This window comes from Streptomyces sp. NBC_01478 (genome assembly GCF_036227225.1).
Lineage (GTDB): Bacteria > Actinomycetota > Actinomycetes > Streptomycetales > Streptomycetaceae > Streptomyces.
Map to the genome: position 1 here is coordinate 6,857,785 of NZ_CP109444.1, position 20,173 is coordinate 6,877,957.

The 20,173-nt window shown below is 70.1% G+C and carries 19 protein-coding genes and 1 riboswitch; of the genes, 8 read left to right on the top strand and 11 right to left on the bottom strand.

What is annotated here, in order from left to right:
* The first annotated feature begins 91 nt into the window (after positions 1 to 91).
* Positions 92 to 898 (top strand): HAD family hydrolase, encoded by an 807-nt coding sequence (locus tag OG223_RS31060; protein ID WP_329255745.1) that lies wholly within the window; start codon positions 92 to 94, stop codon positions 896 to 898.
* A gap of 96 nt (positions 899 to 994) precedes the next feature.
* Here the strand turns inward: OG223_RS31060 and OG223_RS31065 are convergent, their stop codons facing one another.
* From OG223_RS31065 to OG223_RS31075, 3 genes are all read right to left on the bottom strand, one after another.
* Positions 995 to 1,462: a transglycosylase SLT domain-containing protein gene (locus OG223_RS31065; protein ID WP_329255747.1), complete on the bottom strand. Its 468-nt coding sequence runs from the start codon at positions 1,460 to 1,462 to the stop codon at positions 995 to 997.
* Positions 1,463 to 1,465: 3 nt separating this feature from the next.
* Positions 1,466 to 1,653, bottom strand: a riboswitch (cyclic di-AMP (ydaO/yuaA leader).
* A 247-nt stretch (positions 1,654 to 1,900) separates the two neighbouring features.
* Positions 1,901 to 3,895, bottom strand: coding sequence for a CocE/NonD family hydrolase (locus tag OG223_RS31070; protein ID WP_329255749.1), 1,995 nt, complete (start codon positions 3,893 to 3,895; stop codon positions 1,901 to 1,903).
* A gap of 14 nt (positions 3,896 to 3,909) precedes the next feature.
* Complete coding sequence (locus OG223_RS31075) at positions 3,910 to 5,412, bottom strand: peptide MFS transporter (protein WP_329255752.1); 1,503 nt, start codon at positions 5,410 to 5,412, stop codon at positions 3,910 to 3,912.
* A gap of 208 nt (positions 5,413 to 5,620) precedes the next feature.
* On the opposite strand from OG223_RS31075, the gene OG223_RS31080 reads away from it, so the two are divergent.
* The 4 genes from OG223_RS31080 (at position 5,621) to OG223_RS31095 (ending at position 10,002) form a co-directional block, all read left to right on the top strand.
* The gene (locus OG223_RS31080) at positions 5,621 to 6,631 is read left to right on the top strand and encodes a polyprenyl synthetase family protein (protein WP_329255754.1); all 1,011 of its coding nucleotides are present in this window, start codon (positions 5,621 to 5,623) and stop codon (positions 6,629 to 6,631) included.
* Between the two features lie 246 nt (positions 6,632 to 6,877).
* Entirely contained in the window at positions 6,878 to 8,092 is a 1,215-nt protein-coding gene (locus OG223_RS31085; RefSeq protein ID WP_329255756.1) for a LolA family protein, read from the top strand.
* Between the two features lie 37 nt (positions 8,093 to 8,129).
* Positions 8,130 to 9,140, top strand: a complete 1,011-nt coding sequence (locus OG223_RS31090) for an ABC transporter ATP-binding protein (RefSeq protein WP_329255758.1) — start codon at positions 8,130 to 8,132, stop codon at positions 9,138 to 9,140.
* Positions 9,127 to 10,002 carry an ABC transporter permease gene (locus tag OG223_RS31095; RefSeq protein ID WP_329255760.1) on the top strand — a complete coding sequence of 292 codons (876 nt, stop codon included), beginning with the start codon at positions 9,127 to 9,129 and terminating at the stop codon, positions 10,000 to 10,002. Before OG223_RS31090 ends, OG223_RS31095 begins: the two co-directional genes overlap by 14 nt.
* Before the next feature lie 4 nt (positions 10,003 to 10,006).
* Here the strand turns inward: OG223_RS31095 and OG223_RS31100 are convergent, their stop codons facing one another.
* Together OG223_RS31100 and OG223_RS31105 are read right to left on the bottom strand one after the other, a co-directional pair.
* Positions 10,007 to 10,612 carry a flavodoxin family protein gene (locus OG223_RS31100; protein WP_329255762.1) on the bottom strand — a complete coding sequence of 202 codons (606 nt, stop codon included), beginning with the start codon at positions 10,610 to 10,612 and terminating at the stop codon, positions 10,007 to 10,009.
* A 72-nt stretch (positions 10,613 to 10,684) separates the two neighbouring features.
* The gene (locus OG223_RS31105) at positions 10,685 to 11,236 is read right to left on the bottom strand and encodes a DUF6668 family protein (protein WP_329255764.1); all 552 of its coding nucleotides are present in this window, start codon (positions 11,234 to 11,236) and stop codon (positions 10,685 to 10,687) included.
* 150 nt (positions 11,237 to 11,386) lie between these two features.
* On the opposite strand from OG223_RS31105, the gene OG223_RS31110 reads away from it, so the two are divergent.
* On the top strand, positions 11,387 to 12,781 hold the full coding sequence (locus tag OG223_RS31110) for a tetratricopeptide repeat protein (protein WP_329255766.1): 1,395 nt from the start codon (positions 11,387 to 11,389) through the stop codon (positions 12,779 to 12,781).
* A 10-nt stretch (positions 12,782 to 12,791) separates the two neighbouring features.
* Here the strand turns inward: OG223_RS31110 and OG223_RS31115 are convergent, their stop codons facing one another.
* From OG223_RS31115 to OG223_RS31125, 3 genes are all read right to left on the bottom strand, one after another.
* Complete coding sequence (locus tag OG223_RS31115; RefSeq protein ID WP_329255768.1) at positions 12,792 to 13,256, bottom strand: VOC family protein; 465 nt, start codon at positions 13,254 to 13,256, stop codon at positions 12,792 to 12,794.
* Between the two features lie 38 nt (positions 13,257 to 13,294).
* Positions 13,295 to 14,275, bottom strand: coding sequence for an EamA family transporter RarD (gene rarD, locus OG223_RS31120; RefSeq protein WP_329255770.1), 981 nt, complete (start codon positions 14,273 to 14,275; stop codon positions 13,295 to 13,297).
* 134 nt (positions 14,276 to 14,409) lie between these two features.
* Complete coding sequence (locus tag OG223_RS31125; protein WP_329255772.1) at positions 14,410 to 15,264, bottom strand: SDR family oxidoreductase; 855 nt, start codon at positions 15,262 to 15,264, stop codon at positions 14,410 to 14,412.
* Between the two features lie 90 nt (positions 15,265 to 15,354).
* Here OG223_RS31125 and OG223_RS31130 point away from each other — a divergent pair, with 90 nt between their 5' ends.
* Together OG223_RS31130 and OG223_RS31135 are read left to right on the top strand one after the other, a co-directional pair.
* Positions 15,355 to 15,771, top strand: a complete 417-nt coding sequence (locus OG223_RS31130; RefSeq protein ID WP_329255774.1) for a winged helix-turn-helix transcriptional regulator — start codon at positions 15,355 to 15,357, stop codon at positions 15,769 to 15,771.
* Between the two features lie 119 nt (positions 15,772 to 15,890).
* The gene (locus OG223_RS31135; protein WP_329255776.1) at positions 15,891 to 16,148 is read left to right on the top strand and encodes a hypothetical protein; all 258 of its coding nucleotides are present in this window, start codon (positions 15,891 to 15,893) and stop codon (positions 16,146 to 16,148) included.
* 61 nt (positions 16,149 to 16,209) lie between these two features.
* Here the strand turns inward: OG223_RS31135 and OG223_RS31140 are convergent, their stop codons facing one another.
* From OG223_RS31140 to OG223_RS31150, 3 genes are all read right to left on the bottom strand, one after another.
* Positions 16,210 to 17,289, bottom strand: a complete 1,080-nt coding sequence (locus OG223_RS31140; protein ID WP_329255778.1) for a 2-oxoacid:ferredoxin oxidoreductase subunit beta — start codon at positions 17,287 to 17,289, stop codon at positions 16,210 to 16,212.
* Complete coding sequence (locus OG223_RS31145; protein ID WP_329255780.1) at positions 17,282 to 19,219, bottom strand: 2-oxoacid:acceptor oxidoreductase subunit alpha; 1,938 nt, start codon at positions 19,217 to 19,219, stop codon at positions 17,282 to 17,284. The genes OG223_RS31140 and OG223_RS31145 overlap by 8 nt, the downstream gene beginning before the upstream one ends.
* A gap of 248 nt (positions 19,220 to 19,467) precedes the next feature.
* A complete protein-coding gene (locus OG223_RS31150; RefSeq protein ID WP_329265566.1) occupies positions 19,468 to 20,127 on the bottom strand; it encodes a response regulator transcription factor in 660 nt (219 codons plus the stop codon).
* Between the last annotated feature and the right edge of the window lie 46 nt (positions 20,128 to 20,173).

Sequence of the window (20,173 nt, forward strand, 5' to 3'; positions counted from 1 at the left end):
AATCAACCGGAACACGGGTCAACGGATGTGAAGGCAGGAGCCGTCCGGTTCGTGTCGAGTCGGTGGGGCGTTCCATCCGTATTCTCTGATCATGGCCGCACCCCTCGCATATGCACTGATCGCCACCGACCTGGACGGAACGCTGCTGCGCGGCGACGACACACTCTCCGACCGGTCCCGCATCGCACTCGCGAGGGCGACAGCGGCCGGCGCCCGGCACCTCGTCGTCACCGGCCGGCCCGCCCCGAGGGTGCGACCGCTCCTCGAGGACCTCGGCAGCAGGGGGCTCGCGGTGTGCGGACAGGGCGCGCAGTTGTACGACGCAGGCGCGGACCGTCTGCTCTGGTCGGTCACCCTGGACCGGGAGTTGGCGGAGACCGCGCTCGGCAAGATCGAGGCGGAAGTGGGCCAGGTGTACGCGGCGGTCGACCAGGACGGAGTCGACGGCCTCACCCTCATCGAGCCCGGCTACCTGATGCCGCACCCCACGCTCCCCGCGGTACGGGTGGGCCGGCGAGACGACCTCTGGTGCGAACCCATCAGCAAGGTGTTGCTCCGTCACCCCGCCCTGGAGGACGACGAGTTGGCGGCCACGGCCCGCTCGGTGGTCGGTTCCCTGGCCTCGGTCACCATGTCGGGCCCCGGCACCGTCGAACTCCAGCCACTCGGCATCACCAAGGCAACGGGCCTCGCCCTGGCCGCCCGACACCTTGGCTTGCAGCCCGCCGACACCATCGCCTTCGGCGACATGCCGAACGACATCCCGATGTTCGACTGGGCAGCCCATGGAGTGGCCATGGCCAACGCCCACCCCGAACTCAAGGCGGTGGCCGACGAGGTGACGTCCTCGAACGAGGACGACGGCATCGCGGCGGTACTGGAAAGACTGCTGAACTGAGACGCGCCCCTTCTTTTAGGGGCGCGGGGAACTGCGCGACCAGCCACGACGCAGCCGCAGACAAACAACGACCCGTCGTGACTGGTCCAACGTTTCCTAGTAAGCGCCGTACACGTTGTCGATAGACCCATACACCGCCGCCGCGTAGTTGCAAGCCGCCGTGATGTTCGCAACCGGGTCATACGGATCAAACGCAGTCCCGGCCACGTGATACGCGTTGAACGTCGGGTCGATCACCTGAAGCAACCCCTTCGACGGCGTACCGGCCGCCGCATTGGAGTCCCAGTTGTTGATCGCGTACGGGTTACCGGACGACTCACGGATCACGTTCCGGTAGATCCCGTTGTACGTCCCCGGAATCCCCTTCTGCGCCATGATCGCGAGGGACTCACGAATCCACCCGTCAAGGGTGTTGGAGTACCCGGCGGCGGTGGTCGACGCGGTCGTGGCCGCGGAAGCGGTGGTCGCCCCCACGATCGGCAGGGCGATGATCGCGGCACCCGTACCGGCGACGGCGAGCGTGCGGAAGAGTCGGGTACGGCGGGACTGAGCGGATGCAGGCATGACGAGGTTCCTCTCCGTCGCCTGCGAGGTGAGCTGTCGGGTTCGGGCTGGGAGGTGCCCGGCCACGCCCTCGCGGACGTGACTTAACCCCAAGCCGTCCCGGTCGAGACGACCGGTCCGGCGACTTACCTGGTTCCCCCGCTCCTGCCGTGCGAGATGTTCGTGACTGGGATATCGGGCGGCGGCAGGATTCGGCGTTCCGCCCGACAGGCCGGGAAACTATGCGAGAGCACATGTCCGGAACAAGTGGCGGAATCACACCTAACCCCTATTGACCTTGGTCTGAGGCGTATGGGGCACTTGATCCTTTGCGTGAGCCAAGGGTCAACTGTCAATCGCCGCAAGGGGAAACGTGAACACGCAGGAACACAGGTCACACACAGAAACGCGTGACCCAACTCACGGGAGGATTAAGAACGGCAAATCGGGCATTCGGCCTCAACTGGCAGTTCTCGGAATCCTTTTCTCCCATGTGCGATGAAAGATCACCTCTTCGCCTTCGATGCAGATGACCTCGTTCGAGGTAATAAAGTCCGTTTCGTCGCAAGTAATCTCGGACCGCGTCCGCACGGTCGTGTCCCAGCCCAGCTCCGGCCGGTGCAGCCGGATCGACCAGTCGGACCGCGTACGGGCGGACAAGGGGTCCGACTCGTCGATCGTGTACGTCTCCAGCGCGTCCTCGGTGAACTCCAGCCCGTCCGGATACACGCGTGTGCCGCCGTACCGGGGATCCACCTCCAGCCGCCACTCACCCTTCGCCACATCCCGCACGACCAGCCGCTCGGGCCGCGGTTCGTCCAGCGTGGCCGGGTAGTTCACCCCGAGCGGCTCGGCCTCCTCGGGCTCGTCGAACCGAATGACAGGACCCAACTCCCGCTCCCGCACCGGAAGTTCCAGCGCGCTGCCCTCCGGGTCCAGCGTGAACCCCGCCGCCGACTCCGGCTGGGGCCAGATCCACGGCCAGTACGCCGACGACACCGCGAGCCGGATGCGATGCCCGGGCGGGAACGCGTGCCCGATGCCGTTCAGCTCGAAGGTCACGTCCTCGGCGGTCCCCGGTGTCCACGGCACCGCCCGGTCCCGCCCGTGTCGCGCCGACAGGTTGAGCACGCCTCGGGTGACCAGCGTGGAGGCGCCGTCCGGGGCCACGTCGCACAGGCGGGCGATCACCTGCCCGCGCGGCACGTCACAGGCCAGTCGCAGCCGCACCCTCGGCCGCCCCAGCACCCATGTCTCGGCCGGCACCTCGAACTCGAAGCACGCCGACCGCGCGTCCTCGTCCCGCTGGTCCGGCGGCAGATCGGCGTCGTTCCCGAAGGGGAAGAAACGGCCCGCGTCCACCCCGGTGTGCATGGGGGAGCGGACGATCACGGGCGCGCCCCGGAGGCCGTACGTCGTCGTCTTCACGTGCGGCGAGGGCCACGCGGGCTCGCCGACCCAACGGCCCGGCAGGGTGTCGTAGACCGTGGCGGGAGGGTGTGAGTCGCTGACGTAGGCGCGGAGCAGTGGGTCGGTGGTGACGCCCGTGTCCTCGCCCTTCAGCCAGTGGTCCCACCAGCGGAGGGTCTCCTGGAGGAAGCCGATCGCGGGGCCCGGCGGCAGGCCCCGGTCGGGGTACTGGTGGGACCACGGGCCGATCAGGCCGCGCACCCGGTCGGGCGGGAGGTGGTGGACGAGCCGTAGGACGGTGTCGCGGTACGGGTCGTGCCAGCCGCCCACCGCCAGGACGGCCGCCCGGATCGCGCCGTAGTCCTCGCAGACGCTGCCGTGCTTCCAGTAGTCGTCGCGGAGCTGGTGGGCGAGCCAGGTGTGGATGAACGGGTCGATCCGTTCGAGGCGCTTGAGCCACATGTCGCGCCAGACCAGGCCCGCGTACTCGGGGTCCGGCGGGCGCGCGACGAAGGCGAGCATGGTGGCGGCCCAGGCGTGCAGGTCGACGGCGAGGGCCGAACCGCCCATGTAGTGGACGTCGTTGTCGTAGCGGTCGTCCGTGGAGCAGACGGTGACGATCGCCTTCAGGGGTTCCGGCGCGAGGGCCGCGATCTGGAGGGAGTTGAAGCCGCCCCAGGAGATGCCGAACATGCCGACCTTGCCGGTGCACCAGGGCTGCGCGGCAAGCCAGTTGACGACCTCGACGCCGTCGGCGAGCTCCTGGGCGTCGTACTCGTCGCCGGGCGCGCCCTCGCTGTTGCCGTGGCCCCGGACGTCGACGCGGACGGAGGCGTAGCCGTGGCCCGCGTACCAGGGGTGGCGCTGGGCGTCGCGGGGCGCGGTCCAGTCGGTCAGGCGGTACGGGAGGTATTCGAGGAGCGCCGGCACGGGTTCGTCCGTCAGGGGGCGCCACACGCGCGCGTAGAGGCGTGCTCCGTCGGGCATCGGGATGCGGATGTCCTCGTGGGCCGTCTCGTGGGGGAAGGACGTACGGATGCGCATGGGGACCCCTGGGTTCAGTGGACCGGGTGCATGGTGCGGCGCAGCCAGGGCGCGGCGGCCGTCACCGCGAGGCCGGCGGCCACCGCGATCGCGCCGTTGACGCCGAAGTAGGCCGGCTTGGAGACGTCGTCGTAGAGCTTCACCGTCTGGGCCTGGATGCCGTTCGCGAGCGCGAGGGACAGGAACCAGAGGGACATGGTCTGGCTGGAGAAGGCGGCCGGGGCGAGCTTGGTGGTGGCCGACATGCCGGAGGTCTCCAGGAGGATGTCGCCGAGGCCGAGCAGGAAGTACGAGCCGACGATCCACCAGGCCGACATCCGGTAGGCGTCGCCGCTGTGCCCGCTGGTCGGCAGGACCATCAGGAGGAAGGAGAGGCCGCCGAGTACGACGCCGATCGCGATCTTGTTGGAGGCGTGCGGCTGGCTGCGGCCCATGCGGACCCAGAGCGCGGCGACCACGGGCGCGAGCCCGACCTCGAAGGCGCCGAGCGCGCTTGCGTACCAGCTCGCGGGGAAGTCGAAGCCCAGGATGGTCGTCTCGGCGTTCGACGCGGCCAGCAGCATCATCGTCGAATAGGCCTGGAAGAGAATGAAGTTGAAAACGGTCGAGGCCAGGAAGAGCACGATGTACGGGCGCAGCCGGCCGCGTTCCTCGGGGGTCACGCGCGGGCTCGTGAACATCACCGTGAAGTACACGACGGGCGCGATCACCGAGATGACGGTCAGCAGGTCGACGAAACGGCCCATCGTCAGCCGGCCGGCGAGGGCCAGGCCGGTCGCGAGCACGGCGGCCACCAGGATGCCCACGACGACGAGCCGCACCGCGCGGCGCAGCGCGTCCGGTGCGAGTGCGAACTCCGCGGTGTTCTTGCGGCCCGCGAGGTGACGGCGGCCGGCGACGTACTGGATCAGTCCGAAGGTCATGCCGACCGCGGCCGCCGAGAAGCCCCAGTGCCAGCCCTCGTGGTCGCCGAGCCAGCCGGTGATCAGCGGACCGGCGAAGGCGCCGATGTTGATCGCCATGTAGTAGAGCGCGAAACCGGCGTCCCGGCGGTCGTCGTCGGTGCGGTAGAGCTTGCCGACCATGGTGGCCACGTTGGGCTTGAGCAGGCCGGTGCCGGCGCTGATCAGACCGAGGCCGACCCAGGTCATCGTGGGGGTGGGCACCGCCATCGCGTAGTGCCCGCAGGCGATCAGGACGCCGCCCCACAGCACCGCGCGGTACGAGCCGAGGATGCGGTCGGCGAGCCAGCCGCCCGCGACCGAGACGAGATAGACCAACGTTCCGTAGGCTGCCGATACGGATGCGGCCGTTCCGGACGACATGCCCATGCCGCCGTGCGCGACGGTATCCGCGAAGTAGAGGACGAGGATGGCCTGCATGCCCAGGAACGAGAAGCGCTCCCAGACCTCCAGACCGGAGAGCGTGAGCAGTCCCTTGGGCTGGCCGAAGAAGGCGTGGTCGTCCTCGGGAGGCGGTTTGTCGTCGGGCTCGGCTTCCAGTGCGGTTCGCGACACGATCCACTGCTTCCGCGTAAGTCGATAAATATCCGTTCTTATCAGGTGATCAAAAACATACCGGTCATGATCCGATACCGCCCCTGCTGGACGGGGTGGGCGGCATGGGTGATCGAAAGCCGACCGGATACGCTGACTTGAGTGATGCCAGCGACCTATCGACAAACCGTGTGACCGCCCAGGGACACCAGCAGACAGGAGACCCCTCGTGACCGTCGTCGGGCCGTTCGGGCTGAGCGTGCGGGACCAGGCTCTGGAAGCCGATGTCCAGGCCGGAATGACGGCCGTCGAGGAGGGTCTGCTCGAAGCCACCAAGAGCGAGGTCCCCTTCATCACGGAGGCCGCCCAGCACCTCGTGCGCGCGGGCGGGAAGCGGTTCCGGCCGCTCCTCGTGATGCTCGCGGCGCAGTTCGGCGATCCCTACGCGCCGGGTGTCGTGCCCTCGGCGGTCGTCGTCGAGCTGACCCACCTCGCCACGCTGTACCACGACGACGTCATGGACGAGGCGGCCGTACGGCGCGGGGTGGAGAGCGCCAACACCCGCTGGGGCAACTCGGTCGCGGTGCTCACCGGCGACTTCCTCTTCGCGCGCGCGTCGCACACCCTGGCCGACCTCGGCCCCGAAGCGGTCCGCGTGCAGGCCGAGGCGTTCGAACGGCTGGTCACCGGCCAGATCCTGGAGACGGCGGGACCCTCCGACGGGCGCGACCCGGTCGAGCACTACCTCGACGTGCTCGGCGGCAAGACCGGCTCCCTGGTCGCGGTCGCCTGCCGGTTCGGCGCGATGATGTCCGGCTGCGACGACACGGTCGTGGACGTCCTCACCCAGTACGGCGAGCGGCTCGGCGTCGCCTTCCAGCTCGCGGACGACGTCCTGGACATCGCCTCCGACGGCCACGAGTCCGGCAAGACCCCGGGCACGGACCTGCGCGAGGGCATCCCCACCCTGCCGGTGCTGCGCCTGCGGGAGCGGGCGGACCGTCTCGGGCTGGCCGAGGACCGCGCCCTGTGCGAACTGCTCGACTCCGACCTCACGGACGATGCCCGGCTCGCCGAGGCCCTCGCCCGGCTCCGCGCCCACCCGGCGCTGGAGCAGGCCCGCCGCGACACCGTCCGCTACGTGGAGGACGCCCGCGCCGCCCTCGCGCCGCTCCCCGAGTGCGATGCGAAGGTCGCGCTCCTGGAGATGTGCGACGCGGTGGTGCACCGGGCGGGCTGAGGTCCTGAGCAACTGCCGTACGGAGGCGGCGTCTTCCCCCTAGGGGTTTGGGGAGGCGCCGCCTCCGTGTGTCATACCCCAGGTGTACGCGGAGTTGGCTCCCGGGTCTGACGCTTATCTCTCGGGGATTTGGTCAGATGGAGAACACGGAAAACACCACTCCTCACCGATTCGGGTGAGAATGGCGGCTGAGAGTGGGACCAGTACAGGGGGCAGGCCGCCGCCGACGACGGAGGTAAGGCAGACATGGCACCGTACGAAACCGACGACAGCACGGACACCGGAGAGCTCGACGAGCTCCGGTCCGGGCGGCGCAGGGCGGCGCGGTACATCGTCCCGGTCACCGTGGTGGGGGTGGCGGCCGCGACCATCGGACTGGTCCCCGCGCTCGCCGACTCCGGTGACCCGAATCTCCCGAAGATCACCGCACAGCAACTCCTCGACAAGGTCGCCAATTCGGACGTCCAGCAACTGTCCGGCACGGTGAAGATCAGCACGGACCTGGGCCTGCCCGACCTCGGCGGCCTGGAGAGCAGCCTCATGTCGGGCGCCACGCAGTCCGGCGACGGCTCCTCCGCCGACCCCACCGCCAAGCTCACCGAGCTGGCCACCGGCACCCACACCCTGCGCGTCGCGGCCGACGGCCCGGACAAGCAGAAGGTCTCCCTGCTGGAGAACGCGGCGGAGTACAGCCTCATCCACAACGGCAAGGACATCTGGGGCTACGACAGCCAGTCGAACGAGGTCTACCACGGCACGACCGCCGCCGACGCGTCCAAGGGCGACGAGACCCGGACCACGCCCAAGGGCCTCACCGACGAGGCGCTGAAGTCGGTCGACGACACGACGTCCGTCACGGTCGACGGCACCGAGCACGTCGCGGGCCGCGACGCCTACAAGCTGCTGATCAAGCCCAAGCAGTCCGGTACGACGGTCGGCGCGATCAGCATCGCGGTGGACGCGAAGACCGGCCTGCCGCTGAAGTTCACGCTCACCCCCGCGAGCGGCGGCGCGGCCGTCGTCGACGTCGGCTTCACCCAGCTCAGCCTCGCCAAGCCGGCCGCCTCGACCTTCGACTTCAAGACGCCCAAGGGCGCGAAGGTCACCACGGAGGACAGCGCGGCGAAGGCGCTGCCGACCCCGGACCACTCCACCGGGTCCGGCCCGTCCGAGAAGTCGCTCGACAAGGGCGCCGACGACCACACGGTCCTCGGCAAGGGCTGGAACTCCATCGCCGTCTTCGAGACCGGCGGCGAGGGCATCCCGTCCGGCTCCTCGTCCGGCGGCGGCGACCTCGGCGGCTTCCTCAGCTCGCTCGGTGATCAGGTGAAGGGCTCGTTCGGCTCGGGCACGGTCTACTCGACCCGGCTGGTCAACGCCCTGGTCACCGACGACGGCAAGGTGTACGTCGGCGCGGTCACCAAGAGCGCGCTGGTGAAGGCGGCCGACGCGGCGAAGTAGGCAAGTACCTTCTGGAGAACGGGAATTGAGGGAGCCGATGGGCGAACCGTCCGCCACCGAGCCGGAGTCCGAGCAGGATTCCGGCCCGGAACGGGAGTCCGGCCAGGTGGGCGCGGGTGACGGCATCATCGCCACCCGCGGTCTCACCAAACGCTTCCGCGGCGGACAGCTCGCCGTGGACGGTCTCGACCTGACCGTCCCGGCGGGCAGCGTCTTCGGCTTCCTCGGTCCCAACGGCTCCGGCAAGACCACCACCATCCGCATGCTGATGGGCCTGATCGAGCCCACCTCCGGCACGGCCCGTGTCCTGGGCCGCCCGATGCCGAGATCCGTCCGCACCGTCCTGCCGCACGTCGGCGCCCTGATCGAGGGACCCGCCCTGTACGGCTTCCTCTCCGGGCGCGACAACCTCCTGCGCTACGACGCCGCCGACCCGACCGCCGACCCGCGCACCCGGCGGGACCGGGTCGCCGCCGCGCTGGACCGGGTGGGGCTGACGGCGGCGGCCGGCAAGAAGGCCAAGGCCTACTCCCTGGGCATGAAGCAGCGGCTGGGCCTCGCCTCCGCGCTGCTCCAGCCCCGCCGACTGCTCGTCCTGGACGAGCCGACGAACGGCCTCGACCCGCAGGGCATGCGTGAAATCCGTTCCCTGATCCGGGAGTTGGCGTCCGACGGCACGACGGTCTTCCTCTCCTCCCACCTCCTCGACGAGATCGAGCAGGTCTGCACCCACGCGGCGGTGATGGCCCAGGGCAGGCTGATCACCCAGGGCTCGGTGACCGAGCTGGCGGCGGGGACGCGGGGCCGGCTGTTCGTCGCGACGCCCGACACCGGGGACGCGGCACGGGTGCTGAAGGAACAGGGGCTGGCCGACGTGGTCGTGGCGGAGGAGCGGGTGACGGCGGAGCCGCCGGAGCGTGAACTCGCCGAGGTGAACAGGGCGTTGGTGACGGCCGGAGTCCGCGTGCGCGGCTTCGGGGTCGAACGGGCCTCGCTGGAGGACGCGTTCGTGGCGCTCACCGGGGAGGGCTTCGATGTCGCAGGCTGACCTCGCCGTGCGGGCACCCCGCCTGATCTGGACCTTCGGACTGCTGCGCAGCGAGCTGGTGACCACGTTCCGGCGCTGGCGCACGCTCGCGCTGCTCGGTGTGCTGGCCGCCGTGCCGATCCTGGTCGGGATCGCGGTCAAGCTGGAGACCCAGGACGGGGCAGGCCCCGGGCGCGGGGACGGCGGCGGAGGGCCCGCCTTCATCGCGCAGATCACCAACAACGGCCTGTTCCTGGTGTTCACCGCGCTGGCCGCGACGCTCCCCTTCTTCCTCCCCATGGCCATCGGGGTCATCGCGGGCGACGCGATCGCGGGCGAGGCGAGCGGGGGCACCCTGCGCTACCTCCTGGTGGCCCCGGCCGGCCGTACCCGCCTGCTGCTCACCAAGTACGCGACGGTGATGACCTTCTGCCTGGTGGCGACCCTGGTCGTGGCGCTCTCGGCGCTGACGGTCGGGGCACTGCTGTTCCCCCTGGGCGACCTGACGACGATCTCCGGCACCCAGATCAGCTTCACGGAGGGCCTCGGCCGGGCCCTGCTGATCGCGCTGGCGGTCGCCGCGTCCCTCATCGGCATCGCGGCGCTCGGCCTGTTCGTCTCGACGATGACGAGCAGCGGCATCGCGGCGATGGCGACGACCGTGGGCCTGCTGATCACCGTCCAGATCCTCGACCAGATCCCCCAACTGCACGCGCTCCAGCCGTACTTCTTCTCCCACTACTGGCTGTCCTTCGCCGACCTCATGCGCGAACCGGTCTACTGGGACGACCTGGTGAAGAACCTCGGCCTACAGGCGCTGTACGCGGCGGTGTTCGGGTCGGCGGCGTGGGCGCGGTTCACGGCGAAGGACATCACGGCGTAGGGCATCACGCCGTAGGGCTCGGTCGGTTTTCGGTCTCGTGCGGGAAGCGGGCGAGCGGGGCCCCCTGCGCGAAGAACGTCTTCGCGCGGGACAGCGCCCGTTCGTCCTTCAGTACGTCGCCGCGTGCGCTGCCGTTGCCCAGCAGGACCCCGCCGAAGCGCATCCTCAGGTACGCCGCCGAGTTGTTGAGGGTGCCGGTCAGCGGGTCGGCGACCGTCTCTTCCTCCTCGGCGAGGACGGAGACGCCCCAGAGGGTGCGGCCGGCCATCGTGGCCCTGAAGTCGGCGTCGGGGACGCGCAGCCAGTCGGACCAGTGGTCCAGGTAGCGCTTGGTGAGGCCGGACAGGGAGTACCAGTAGACCGGCGAGGCGATCACGACGTCCGTCGCGGCGAGGGTGGCGTCGAGGAGCACCTTGACGTCGTCGTTCGTGGGCGGGCGGACGACACCGTCGTGCCGGATGTCGACGAAGTCCGGGAGCGGGTGGTCGGCGAGGCGTATCCACTCCTGCTCGACGTCCGGGGGCAACTGTTCGGCGGCCCTGCGGGCGAGCAGTTCGGTGTTGCCCTCGCTGCGGGCGCTGCCCAGCACGAAGAGGAAACGGCGGGTCATGGGTCCCCCAGATTCGGTCACGGCCGATCGGCGCGCGAGGATTACAGGCACGTGCATTATATGCGCGCGCAATCATCTGTCCAGGGTCACCCGCGTGAGCCGGGCCAGCGCCTCCGTCTCGCGGGGCGGTTCGCCGCTCAGGTCGCCGATGCGCCAGGCCGGTACCCAGGGCACTCGGTACACGTCGATCATCGACTCGATGGCCTTGACGTACTGCGCGAGTTGGCGCGGCAGCCGCCCGGGCGCGTCCGCGACGAGGACCACGGCGTCCAGGTCGAGCCCGGCCGGTGCCTCGCCGCGCCGGAAGACCTCCAGGGCGCGGGCGACGGCGGCCAGCCCGGCGGCATGCGTGCGGGCGACGAGCAGGACCGACGGCGGATCCTCGGGGCCCGGCCAGTCGCGCCCGCAGTCCCGGCCGCCGAAGACGGCGGCGAGGGTGGTGGTGCCGGTGCCGCCGTGGGTGGCGACCCAGGAGAAGCGGCGCGGGCCGGCGGGGATACCGGTGGGGATGCCGACGGGGATACTGGAGGAGCGCTCGGGTGCTTCCGGTGCCCCCGCGTGCGGGCCGGTGTCCACCGGTCCGCGGAGCCAGATCTCCGGCCCCTGCCGTGCACCTGTCTGCATGACCGAGCTCCTCACTCCTGGGACGAGGCTGTGACGTCGCGGTGACTCGAGAACCGGAAGGGAACGGCGAGACTCAACAGTACGCGTAGGAACGGATCTTGACGCTGGGGAGCGCAGTCGGCTCCCCGACGGATGCGAGTGAGGGAACCGATGACTCGACTCAGCCGCGAGAAGAAGCGGGAACAGAAGCGAGCCGCACGCTCGGCACCCGCAGCGTCTCCTTTCGAGGTACGCGTACCCGTGGACGGCCCGGGCGCCGGCGGTGCCTCCATCGGCGGCGTGCCGGTCAGCGTGCCCCCCGGTGAGGAGATCCAGCACGTGGTCCTGGGCCACCTCCACCGCATCGCGACGGCCACCGGCCACCCCGTCCACGCCACGATCCACGACGCCCGCATCGGGTACGTCGTCCCGCTCCAGGTCGATCCGGACGGCTCCAGCCATTTCTCGGCGGAGCCGTGGGCGATCCCCGGTGCGGGGGAGGGCGCGGACGAGATTCCGCCGCCGCCCGCGCTCCCGCCGGCCGCACCTGCCGCGGCGCCCGCAGCCGTCGTAGAAGCGGAACGGGAAGTCGAGGACCGGCGTCGGCCCGGTGGGGACCCGGAGACTCATCGGCTGCGGGCGGTGGCGGCTCCGGAGCCGGAGGTGGTGCCGACCTTCCCGTTGCGGGCGGTGCCCGAGTCGGCCGGGGAGTCGGCGCCGACGTTCCCGCTGCACGCGGTGCCGGAGTCGGCGCAGGGGGGTGTGCCGCTGGGCTCGGTCCAGCCGCCGACGGGGGCGTTCGGGCCGCCGCCGGTGATGGACTCGGCGCCGGTCGTCGATGGGCAGCCCTTCGTGGGCGGGCAGCCGGTCGCGGACGTCGTCCCGCCGTTCGTCGACGCGAGGCCGGTCGTGGCGGACGTACAGGACACGGCGTACGGTTCCGCCCCTGTGCCCCACACTCCGGAGCGCGCCCCCCGTCCCGCGCCCATCCCCGATCTCGCCCTCACCGCTCCGGAACCGGACCCCAAGCCGACGCCCGCGCGCGGGTTCGACGCCGTGGCCGAGGCCGTGCTGGGGGACGAACCGGTGACGACCGACGGAGCGGGGACCGCGTTTCTCGTCGAGCCGATGGTGCGGATCAACGACGCCGTCAAGGCGGGGCGGATCGAGGAGGCGGTGGGGCTGGCGGAACGGACCGTCGCGGACGCGGCGGGCGCGCTCGGCCCCGAGCACTCCGAAGTCCTACGGCTGCGCGAACTCGCCGCGTACATCGCCTACTTGGCCGGTGACCCGGTGCACTCCTTCCGCCTCTCCCTCGACCTCGCCCGCATCCGCCACCGCGCCCACGACGCGGAGGCCGCCTACGGCAACGTGCAGAGCGCGGCCACGGCCTGGCGTGCCGTACGCGACCCGGAGCAGGGCCTGGCCCTCGGCCGCGACCTCATCGACCTGTGGACCGAACTCGCCGCCGAGGACGGGCCCGCCGTGGAGGACATCGAGCAACTGGAGTCCGCGCGCGCCCGGATGGGCCGCCTCACGGAACGCGCGCGCAGGGCGAACGACTGAGCCCGGTCGGCTACGCCACGCAGAACTCGTTGCCCTCCGGGTCCGTCATCACGACCCACGCGCCGGCCGGCTCCGACACCCGGCGCAGCACGCTCGCGCCCAGGGCCGTCAGCCGCTCCACCTCGGCCTCGCGCCGGTCCGGGCCCGGGTGCAGATCGAGATGGAGCCGGTTCTTGACGGTCTTCGCCTCCGGTACGCGCTGGAACAGCAGCCGGCGGCCGAGGCCGGTGCCGCGCTCCTTGTCGTAGGGGTCGTCGGGGTGCCGTACGGCGATCAGGTCGCGGAAGGCGGGGCGGCCGTGGAAGTCGACGGTCGCGGCGGCGGGCAACGCGCCCTGTTCCAGGAGCAGTTCGACCAGGGCGCTGTTGTCCTCGGCCTCGTAGTGCAGCGCGGCGGCCCAGAAGTCCGCCTGGGCGTGCGGGTCGGCGGCGTCGATGACCACTTTCCAGTGGAGGGGCGTGGGCGTCTGTGTCATGCCCCTCACTCTGGCATTTGGACGGTCGGGACGCCGGGCTACGCGTCCACGACGTTCACCGGGTCCGTGCGCGGCAGCTCGGCCTTTCGCGCGAGTGCTGCCGCCTCCGCCCTGCCCCTGCGGGCCGTGCGCCAGGCGTCCGTCGTCAGCAGGACGAGGGCCAGCCACACCAGGGCGAAGCCCGCCCAGCGCGCGGGTGGCATCGACTCGTGGAAGTAGAGGATGCCGAGCAGGAACTGGAAGACCGGTGCCAGGTACTGGAGCAGGCCCAGCGTCGACAGCGGCACCCGGATCGCCGCCGCGCCGAAGCAGACCAGGGGGAGTGCGGTGACGATGCCGGTGGAGGCGAGGAGGACGGCGTGCCCGGTGCCCTCGGTCGCGAAGGTCAGGTTCCCGTGGCCGCCCAGCCACAGCAGATAGCCGAGCGCGGGCAGGAACTGGACCGCGGTCTCCGCGGCGAGCGACTCGATGCCGCCGAGGTTGACCTTCTTCTTGACCAGGCCGTAGGTCGCGAAGGAGAACGCGAGGCAGAGGGAGATCCACGGCGGCCGGCCGTAGCCGACGGTCAGGACGATCACGGCGGCGAGGCCGACGCCGACCGCGGTCCACTGGACCGTGCGCAGCCGTTCCTTCAGGAGCAGGACGCCGATCGCGATGGTGACGAGGGGGTTGATGAAGTAGCCGAGGGAGGCCTCGACGACGTGGCCGCTGTTCACGGCCCAGATGTAGACGCCCCAGTTGACGGTGATGAAGGCCGCGCCGATCGTGACGAGCCCCAACTTGCGCGGCTGGCGCAGCAGTTCACCGGCCCAGGCCCAGCGCCTGACCACCAGGAGCGCTACGGCGACGAAGGCGAGCGACCACACCATGCGGTGGGCGAGGATCTCGGCGGCGCCGGCGGGCTTGAGCAACGGCCAGAACAGGGGGACCAGCCCCCACATGCCGTAGGCCGCGAAGCCGTTCAGCAGTCCTATGTGGTGCTGTTCGCCCTTCGGCTTCCCGCTCTGCTTCCCGCTCACGGGCCCCTCCTTCGCGCGCCACGCCCGGCTGCGTCCGTGCAGCCAGCACGAAGGTAGCGCCGGGCGGCCCCGGCTGTCATGCCCGTATCGCTATACGGTCATGACAGCCGGGGCCGCGGCGGAAACGGGGTGGCTCAGCCCTTGAGGGCGAGCGCGATCGTCTCGCTGATCGGCGTGGTCGGGCGGCCCGCGAGGCGGGACAGGTCACCGCTGTCGACGACCAGCTCGCCCTTCGCGATGGAGGCGTCGACGCCGGCGAGGATCGCGGCGAAGGGCTCGGGCAGGCCGGCGCCGGTGAGGATGCCGATGAGGGTTTCGCCGGGGACGTTGGTGAAGGCGATCTCCTTGCCGGTCTGCCGGCTCAGCTCGGCCGCGTACTCGGCGAAGCCCCAGGCCTCGTCACCGCCCAGTTCGTACGTCTGGTTCTCGTGGCCCTCGCCGGTCAGTACGGCGACGGCGGCGGCCGCGTAGTCCGCGCGGGAGGCGGAGGAGACCCGGCCGTCACCGGCGGCGTTCACGACGGCGCTGTGCTCCAGGACCGGGGCGAGCTGCTCGGTGTAGTTCTCGTTGTACCAGCCGTTGCGCAGCAGGGTGTACGGCAGACCGGAGGCCAGCAGCGCCTTCTCGGTGCCGTGGTGGTCGTCGGCGAGGGCGGCGGTGAGGGTGCCGGGGGCGCTGGTGTAGGCGAGGAGCGCGACACCGGCGGCCTTGGCGGCGTCGATGACGACCTGGTGCTGCGCGACGCGGCCCTTGTCGAACTCGTTGCCGGAGATCAGCAGCACCTTGTCGCCGGCGGCGAAGACGGTGTCGAAGGTCTCGGGGGTGTTGTAGTCCGCGACCACGATCTTCACCCCGCGCTCGGCGAAGTCGGCGGCCTTCTCCGGGGTGCGGACGACGGCGGTGACCTGGTCGGCCGGAACCTTCTCCAGCAACTGCTCCACTACGTGGCGGCCGAGGTGTCCGGTGGCTCCGGTGACGACGATGCTCATGGGTGACAACTCCTTGTGGGGTGCGATGACACTTACCTTAGGGGATGCGCTAACTCTGCGAAAGTACCCACTTTGAAGTAAGGTACTGGCATGACGGTAAGTAGTGAGGTGGCAGAGAAGAACGCCGTGGGCGAGGCGATGTGCCCGTACCGCCTGGTCCTGGAGCATGTGACATCCCGCTGGGGCGTCCTGGTCCTGATCGAACTCCTCGACCGCCCCTACCGCTTCAGCGAACTCCGCCGGGCGGTCGGGCAGGTGAAGCCGGTGAGCGAGAAGATGCTGGCGCAGACACTCCAGACCCTGGAGCGCGACGGCTTCGTGCATCGCGACGCCAAGCCGGTGATCCCGCCCCGGGTGGACTACTCCCTCACCGACCTGGGCCGCGAGGCGGCGGAACAGGTGCGGGGGCTGGCGGCGTGGACCGAGTCGCGGATGGGCGAGGTGGAGAAGGCACGGGAGGCGTACGACACGGCGAAGGAGCGATCCGGTACCGCGGGCGCGCTGTAGTCCCCCCCTGGGGTTTCCCGGTTCACGGACGTAGTGGGTGTTCCGGGCCATGTGTCCCCGGAGAGACGCCGTCGACCGGCCGCCGTGCGGGTGTGCCCGCCCGAGAGGAGCCCACGCATATGAGCCACCAGCCCTCAACCGCCCGGACAGTCCGCCGCTTTGGCGACTCGCCGAGTCGGCGTGGGTCCGCGACCGGTGCGAACTGTCCCGACCTCTTCGAGCCGGCCGACGGGGACTTCGCCGTCGTCGGGACCGACCGGACCGAGGAACTGGAGCAGGTGCTCCCCGCCGACGCCTCCCGTGCCGATCACGAACGCATCGTCGTCATCACCAGCGAGACCCTGATCCGGGCCAGGCGGGACATCCCCGACGCGTGACGTGAACGGACAGGAGGGCCCGGGCATCGCACCCGGGCCCTCCTCCGTGTGACCGGTGGCGTCAGCCCACGACCGTCCAGGTGTCGCCGCCCGCCAACAGCGCGGCCAGGTCGCCCTTGCCGTTCTGCACGATCGCGGAGTCGAGTTGGTCGGCCATCTGCGTGTCGTAGACCGGGCGTTGCACCGAGCGCAGGACGCCGATCGGGGTGTGGTGCAGGGTGTCCGGGTCGGCCAGGCGGGACAGGGCGAAGGCTGTCGTCGGCGAGGTCGCGTGGGCGTCGTGGACCAGGATCCGGGACTCGTTCTCCGGGGTCACGTCGACCACCTTCAGGTCGCCCGTCGCCGGGTCCCGGACCACGCCCCGCGCACCCGCCGGGCCGAAGCGGATCGGCTGCCCGTGTTCAAGGCGGATCACCGCCTCCTCGGCCTGTTGACGGTCCTTCAGGGCGTCGAAGGCGCCGTCGTTGAAGATGTTGCAGTTCTGGTAGATCTCGACCAGGGCCGTGCCGGGGTGGGCCGCCGCCTCCCGCAGGACCTGCGTCAGGTGCTTGCGGTCCGAGTCGATCGTGCGGGCCACGAAGGACGCCTCCGCGCCGATGGCCAGCGACACCGGGTTGAAGGGGGCGTCCAGGGACCCCATCGGCGTCGACTTGGTGATCTTCCCGACCTCGGAGGTCGGCGAGTACTGGCCCTTCGTGAGGCCGTAGATCCGGTTGTTGAAGAGCAGGATCTTCAGGTTCACGTTGCGGCGCAGGGCGTGGATCAGGTGGTTGCCGCCGATGGAGAGCGCGTCGCCGTCGCCCGTGACCACCCAGACGCTCAAGTCCCGCCTGGACGCGGCAAGGCCCGTCGCGATCGCCGGCGCGCGGCCATGGATGGAGTGCATGCCGTACGTGTTCATGTAGTACGGGAAGCGGGACGAGCAGCCGATGCCGGAGACGAAGACGATGTTCTCCTTGGCCAGGCCCAGTTCCGGCATGAAACCCTGTACCGCCGCGAGGACCGCGTAGTCACCGCAGCCGGGGCACCAGCGCACTTCCTGATCGGACTTGAAGTCCTTCATGGACTGCACTGCCTCGGCCTTGGGGACGAGCGAAAGTGCCTCGATCGTGCCCGTGCCTTCCGTGGACGTCTCAGCCATCGATGGCCTCCTTGAGAGCCGTGGCGAGCTGCTCAGCCTTGAACGGCATGCCGTTCACCTGGTTGTACGAGTGTGCGTCCACCAGGTACTTCGCCCGCACCAGCGTGGCGAGCTGACCGAGGTTCATCTCGGGGATCACCACCCGGTCGTAGCGCTTCAGGACCGCGCCGAGGTTGCGGGGGAAGGGGTTGAGGTGGCGGAGATGCGCCTGGGCGATCGACTCGCCGGACGCACGCAGGCGCCGTACCGCCGCCGTGATCGGGCCGAACGTCGAGCCCCAGCCGAGGACCAGCGTCCGCGCGTCGTGCGGGTCGTCGACCTCCAGCTCCGGTACGTCGATGCCGTCGATCTTGGCCTGGCGGGTGCGGACCATGAAGTCGTGGTTGGCGGGGTCGTAGGAGATGTTGCCCGTGCCGTCCTGCTTCTCGATGCCGCCGATGCGGTGTTCCAGGCCGGGGGTGCCGGGGATCGCCCAGGGGCGGGCGAGGGTCTGCGGGTCGCGTTTGTACGGCCAGAAGACCTCGGTGCCGTCCTCCAGGGTGTGGTTCGGGCCCTGCGCGAACTGGACGGTGAGGTCCGGGAGTTCGTCGATGTCGGGGATGCGCCAGGGCTCGGAGCCGTTGGCCAGGTAGCCGTCCGAGAGGAGCATCACCGGGGTGCGGTAGGTCAGCGCGATCCGTGCCGCCTCGATCGCCGCGTCGAAGCAGTCGGCCGGGGTGCACGGGGCGACGATCGGGACCGGCGCCTCGCCGTTGCGCCCGAACATCGCCTGGAGCAGGTCGGCCTGTTCGGTCTTGGTGGGCAGTCCGGTGGAGGGCCCGCCGCGCTGGATGTCCAGGACGAGGAGCGGGAGTTCGAGGGAGACGGCCAGACCGATCGTCTCCGACTTCAGGGCCACACCCGGGCCACTCGTCGTCGTCACCGCGAGCGAGCCGCCGAAGGCCGCGCCCAGTGCCGCGCCGATGCCCGCGATCTCGTCCTCGGCCTGGAAGGTCCGTACGCCGAAGTTCTTGTGCCGGCTCAGCTCGTGCAGGATGTCCGAGGCCGGGGTGATCGGGTACGAGCCCAGGAAGAGCGGCAGGTCCGCCTGTCGGGACGCGGCGACCAAGCCGTAGGACAGGGCGAGGTTCCCGGAGATGTTGCGGTAGGTGCCGGTCGGGAACGCGGTGGCGGCCGGGGCTACCTCGTAGGAGACCGCGAAGTCCTCCGTCGTCTCGCCGAAGTTCCAACCCGCCCTGAACGCCGCGATGTTGGCCGCCGCGATCTCCGGCTTCTTCGCGAACTTCGACTTGAGGAACTTCTCGGTGCCCTCGGTCGGCCGGTGGTACATCCACGACAGCAGGCCCAGCGCGAACATGTTCTTGCTGCGCTCGGCCTCCTTGCGGGTCAGGCCGAAGTCCTTGAGCGCCTCGACGGTGAGGGTGGTGAGGGGGACGGGGTGGAGGCTGTAGCCGTCCATCGACCCGTCGTCGAGGGGCGAGGCGGGGTAACCCACCTTCTGCAGCGCGCGTTTGGTGAACTCGTCCGTGTTGACGATGATCTCCGCACCGCGCGGCACATCGGCGATGTTCGCCTTCAGGGCGGCCGGATTCATCGCGACCAGCACGTTGGGCGCGTCGCCCGGGGTCAGGATGTCGTGGTCGGCGAAATGCAACTGGAACGACGAAACCCCCGGCAGGGTGCCTGCGGGGGCGCGGATCTCGGCCGGGAAGTTCGGCAGTGTGGAGAGGTCGTTCCCGAAGGACGCCGTCTCCGAGGTGAAGCGGTCGCCGGTGAGCTGCATACCGTCACCCGAGTCACCGGCGAACCGGATGATCACCCGGTCCAGGCGTTGGACGTCCTTCACCCCCGCCGGTTTGCGTTGTTCCCCGACCAATGTGCTGTCGGCTCCGTCGGCCTGCTCCGCTGGGCTACTGACCTGGCTGGTCACTGAACTGGACCTCCTCTTCGAGGACGCTGTCCGGGCATGGTCGAACTGCCGACCCTCCCAGGATCAACCCTACGTCCGTAAGGGTCGCCTTCCTTCGGCCGTTCGCATGATGGACGCTGTTTTGAGACGGCCTGACGCCCTGACTTGTCATGATTTCTGGCCCCCCGGCGCTTCCCTTGAAGACGCTCCCATGCATTGTCCGGTTCTCGGCTCGACTAACGGTTGATGGCTGACACAGTGTCAGTTTGTCAGGAGTTGAGGTAGGTGAGGACGGCCAGAACACGCCGGTGATCCCCGTCGCTCGGCGACAGCCCCAGCTTCAGGAAGATGTTGCTGACGTGCTTCTCCACCGCGCCGTCGCTCACCACCAGTTGCCGGGCTATCGCGGAGTTCGTCCGCCCCTCGGCCATCAGCCCCAGCACCTCGCGCTCCCGCGGGGTGAGCCGCACCAGCACATCCTGCTTACGGCTGCGCCCGAGCAACTGCGCGACCACTTCCGGGTCGAGCGCCGTACCCCCCGAGGCCACCCGCACCACCGCGTCGACGAACTCCCGCACCTCGGCCACCCGGTCCTTGAGCAGATAGCCGACACCGTGCGTGGAACCGGCCAGCAGTTCGGTGGCGTACCGCTCCTCCACGTACTGCGACAGCACGAGCACCCCGAGACCGGGATACGCCTTGCGCAGCTCCACCGCCGCGCGCACGCCCTCGTCGGTGTGCGTCGGCGGCATCCGTACGTCGGCCACGACGACATCCGGCAGCGCGCCCTGGTCCGCCAGCTCGGTGATGGTCTTGACCAGCGCGTCCCCGTCACCCACCCCGGCCACCACGTCGTGTCCGCGGTCGGTCAGCAACCGGGTCAGGCCCTCCCTCAGCAGCACTGAATCCTCGGCGATGACCACGCGCACCCTGTCCTCCACGATGTTCGGCCCCCCACAGCCCGCCCTGCCGGCC

What these genes read in the sequence shown, in the direction of transcription:
- OG223_RS31135 (WP_329255776.1), top strand. Translation starts at nt 15,891, where the DNA reads ATGAGCCACCAGCCCTCAACCGCCCGGACAGTCCGCCGCTTTGGCGAC.
- OG223_RS31085 (WP_329255756.1), top strand. Translation starts at nt 6,878, where the DNA reads ATGGCACCGTACGAAACCGACGACAGCACGGACACCGGAGAGCTCGAC.
- OG223_RS31140 (WP_329255778.1), bottom strand. Translation starts at nt 17,289, where the DNA reads ATGGCTGAGACGTCCACGGAAGGCACGGGCACGATCGAGGCACTTTCG.
- OG223_RS31125 (WP_329255772.1), bottom strand. Translation starts at nt 15,264, where the DNA reads ATGAGCATCGTCGTCACCGGAGCCACCGGACACCTCGGCCGCCACGTA.
- OG223_RS31100 (WP_329255762.1), bottom strand. Translation starts at nt 10,612, where the DNA reads ATGACCCGCCGTTTCCTCTTCGTGCTGGGCAGCGCCCGCAGCGAGGGC.
- OG223_RS31130 (WP_329255774.1), top strand. Translation starts at nt 15,355, where the DNA reads ATGACGGTAAGTAGTGAGGTGGCAGAGAAGAACGCCGTGGGCGAGGCG.
- OG223_RS31090 (WP_329255758.1), top strand. Translation starts at nt 8,130, where the DNA reads ATGGGCGAACCGTCCGCCACCGAGCCGGAGTCCGAGCAGGATTCCGGC.
- OG223_RS31065 (WP_329255747.1), bottom strand. Translation starts at nt 1,462, where the DNA reads ATGCCTGCATCCGCTCAGTCCCGCCGTACCCGACTCTTCCGCACGCTC.
- OG223_RS31115 (WP_329255768.1), bottom strand. Translation starts at nt 13,256, where the DNA reads ATGACACAGACGCCCACGCCCCTCCACTGGAAAGTGGTCATCGACGCC.
- OG223_RS31105 (WP_329255764.1), bottom strand. Translation starts at nt 11,236, where the DNA reads ATGCAGACAGGTGCACGGCAGGGGCCGGAGATCTGGCTCCGCGGACCG.
- OG223_RS31110 (WP_329255766.1), top strand. Translation starts at nt 11,387, where the DNA reads ATGACTCGACTCAGCCGCGAGAAGAAGCGGGAACAGAAGCGAGCCGCA.
- OG223_RS31060 (WP_329255745.1), top strand. Translation starts at nt 92, where the DNA reads ATGGCCGCACCCCTCGCATATGCACTGATCGCCACCGACCTGGACGGA.
- OG223_RS31070 (WP_329255749.1), bottom strand. Translation starts at nt 3,895, where the DNA reads ATGCGCATCCGTACGTCCTTCCCCCACGAGACGGCCCACGAGGACATC.
- OG223_RS31095 (WP_329255760.1), top strand. Translation starts at nt 9,127, where the DNA reads ATGTCGCAGGCTGACCTCGCCGTGCGGGCACCCCGCCTGATCTGGACC.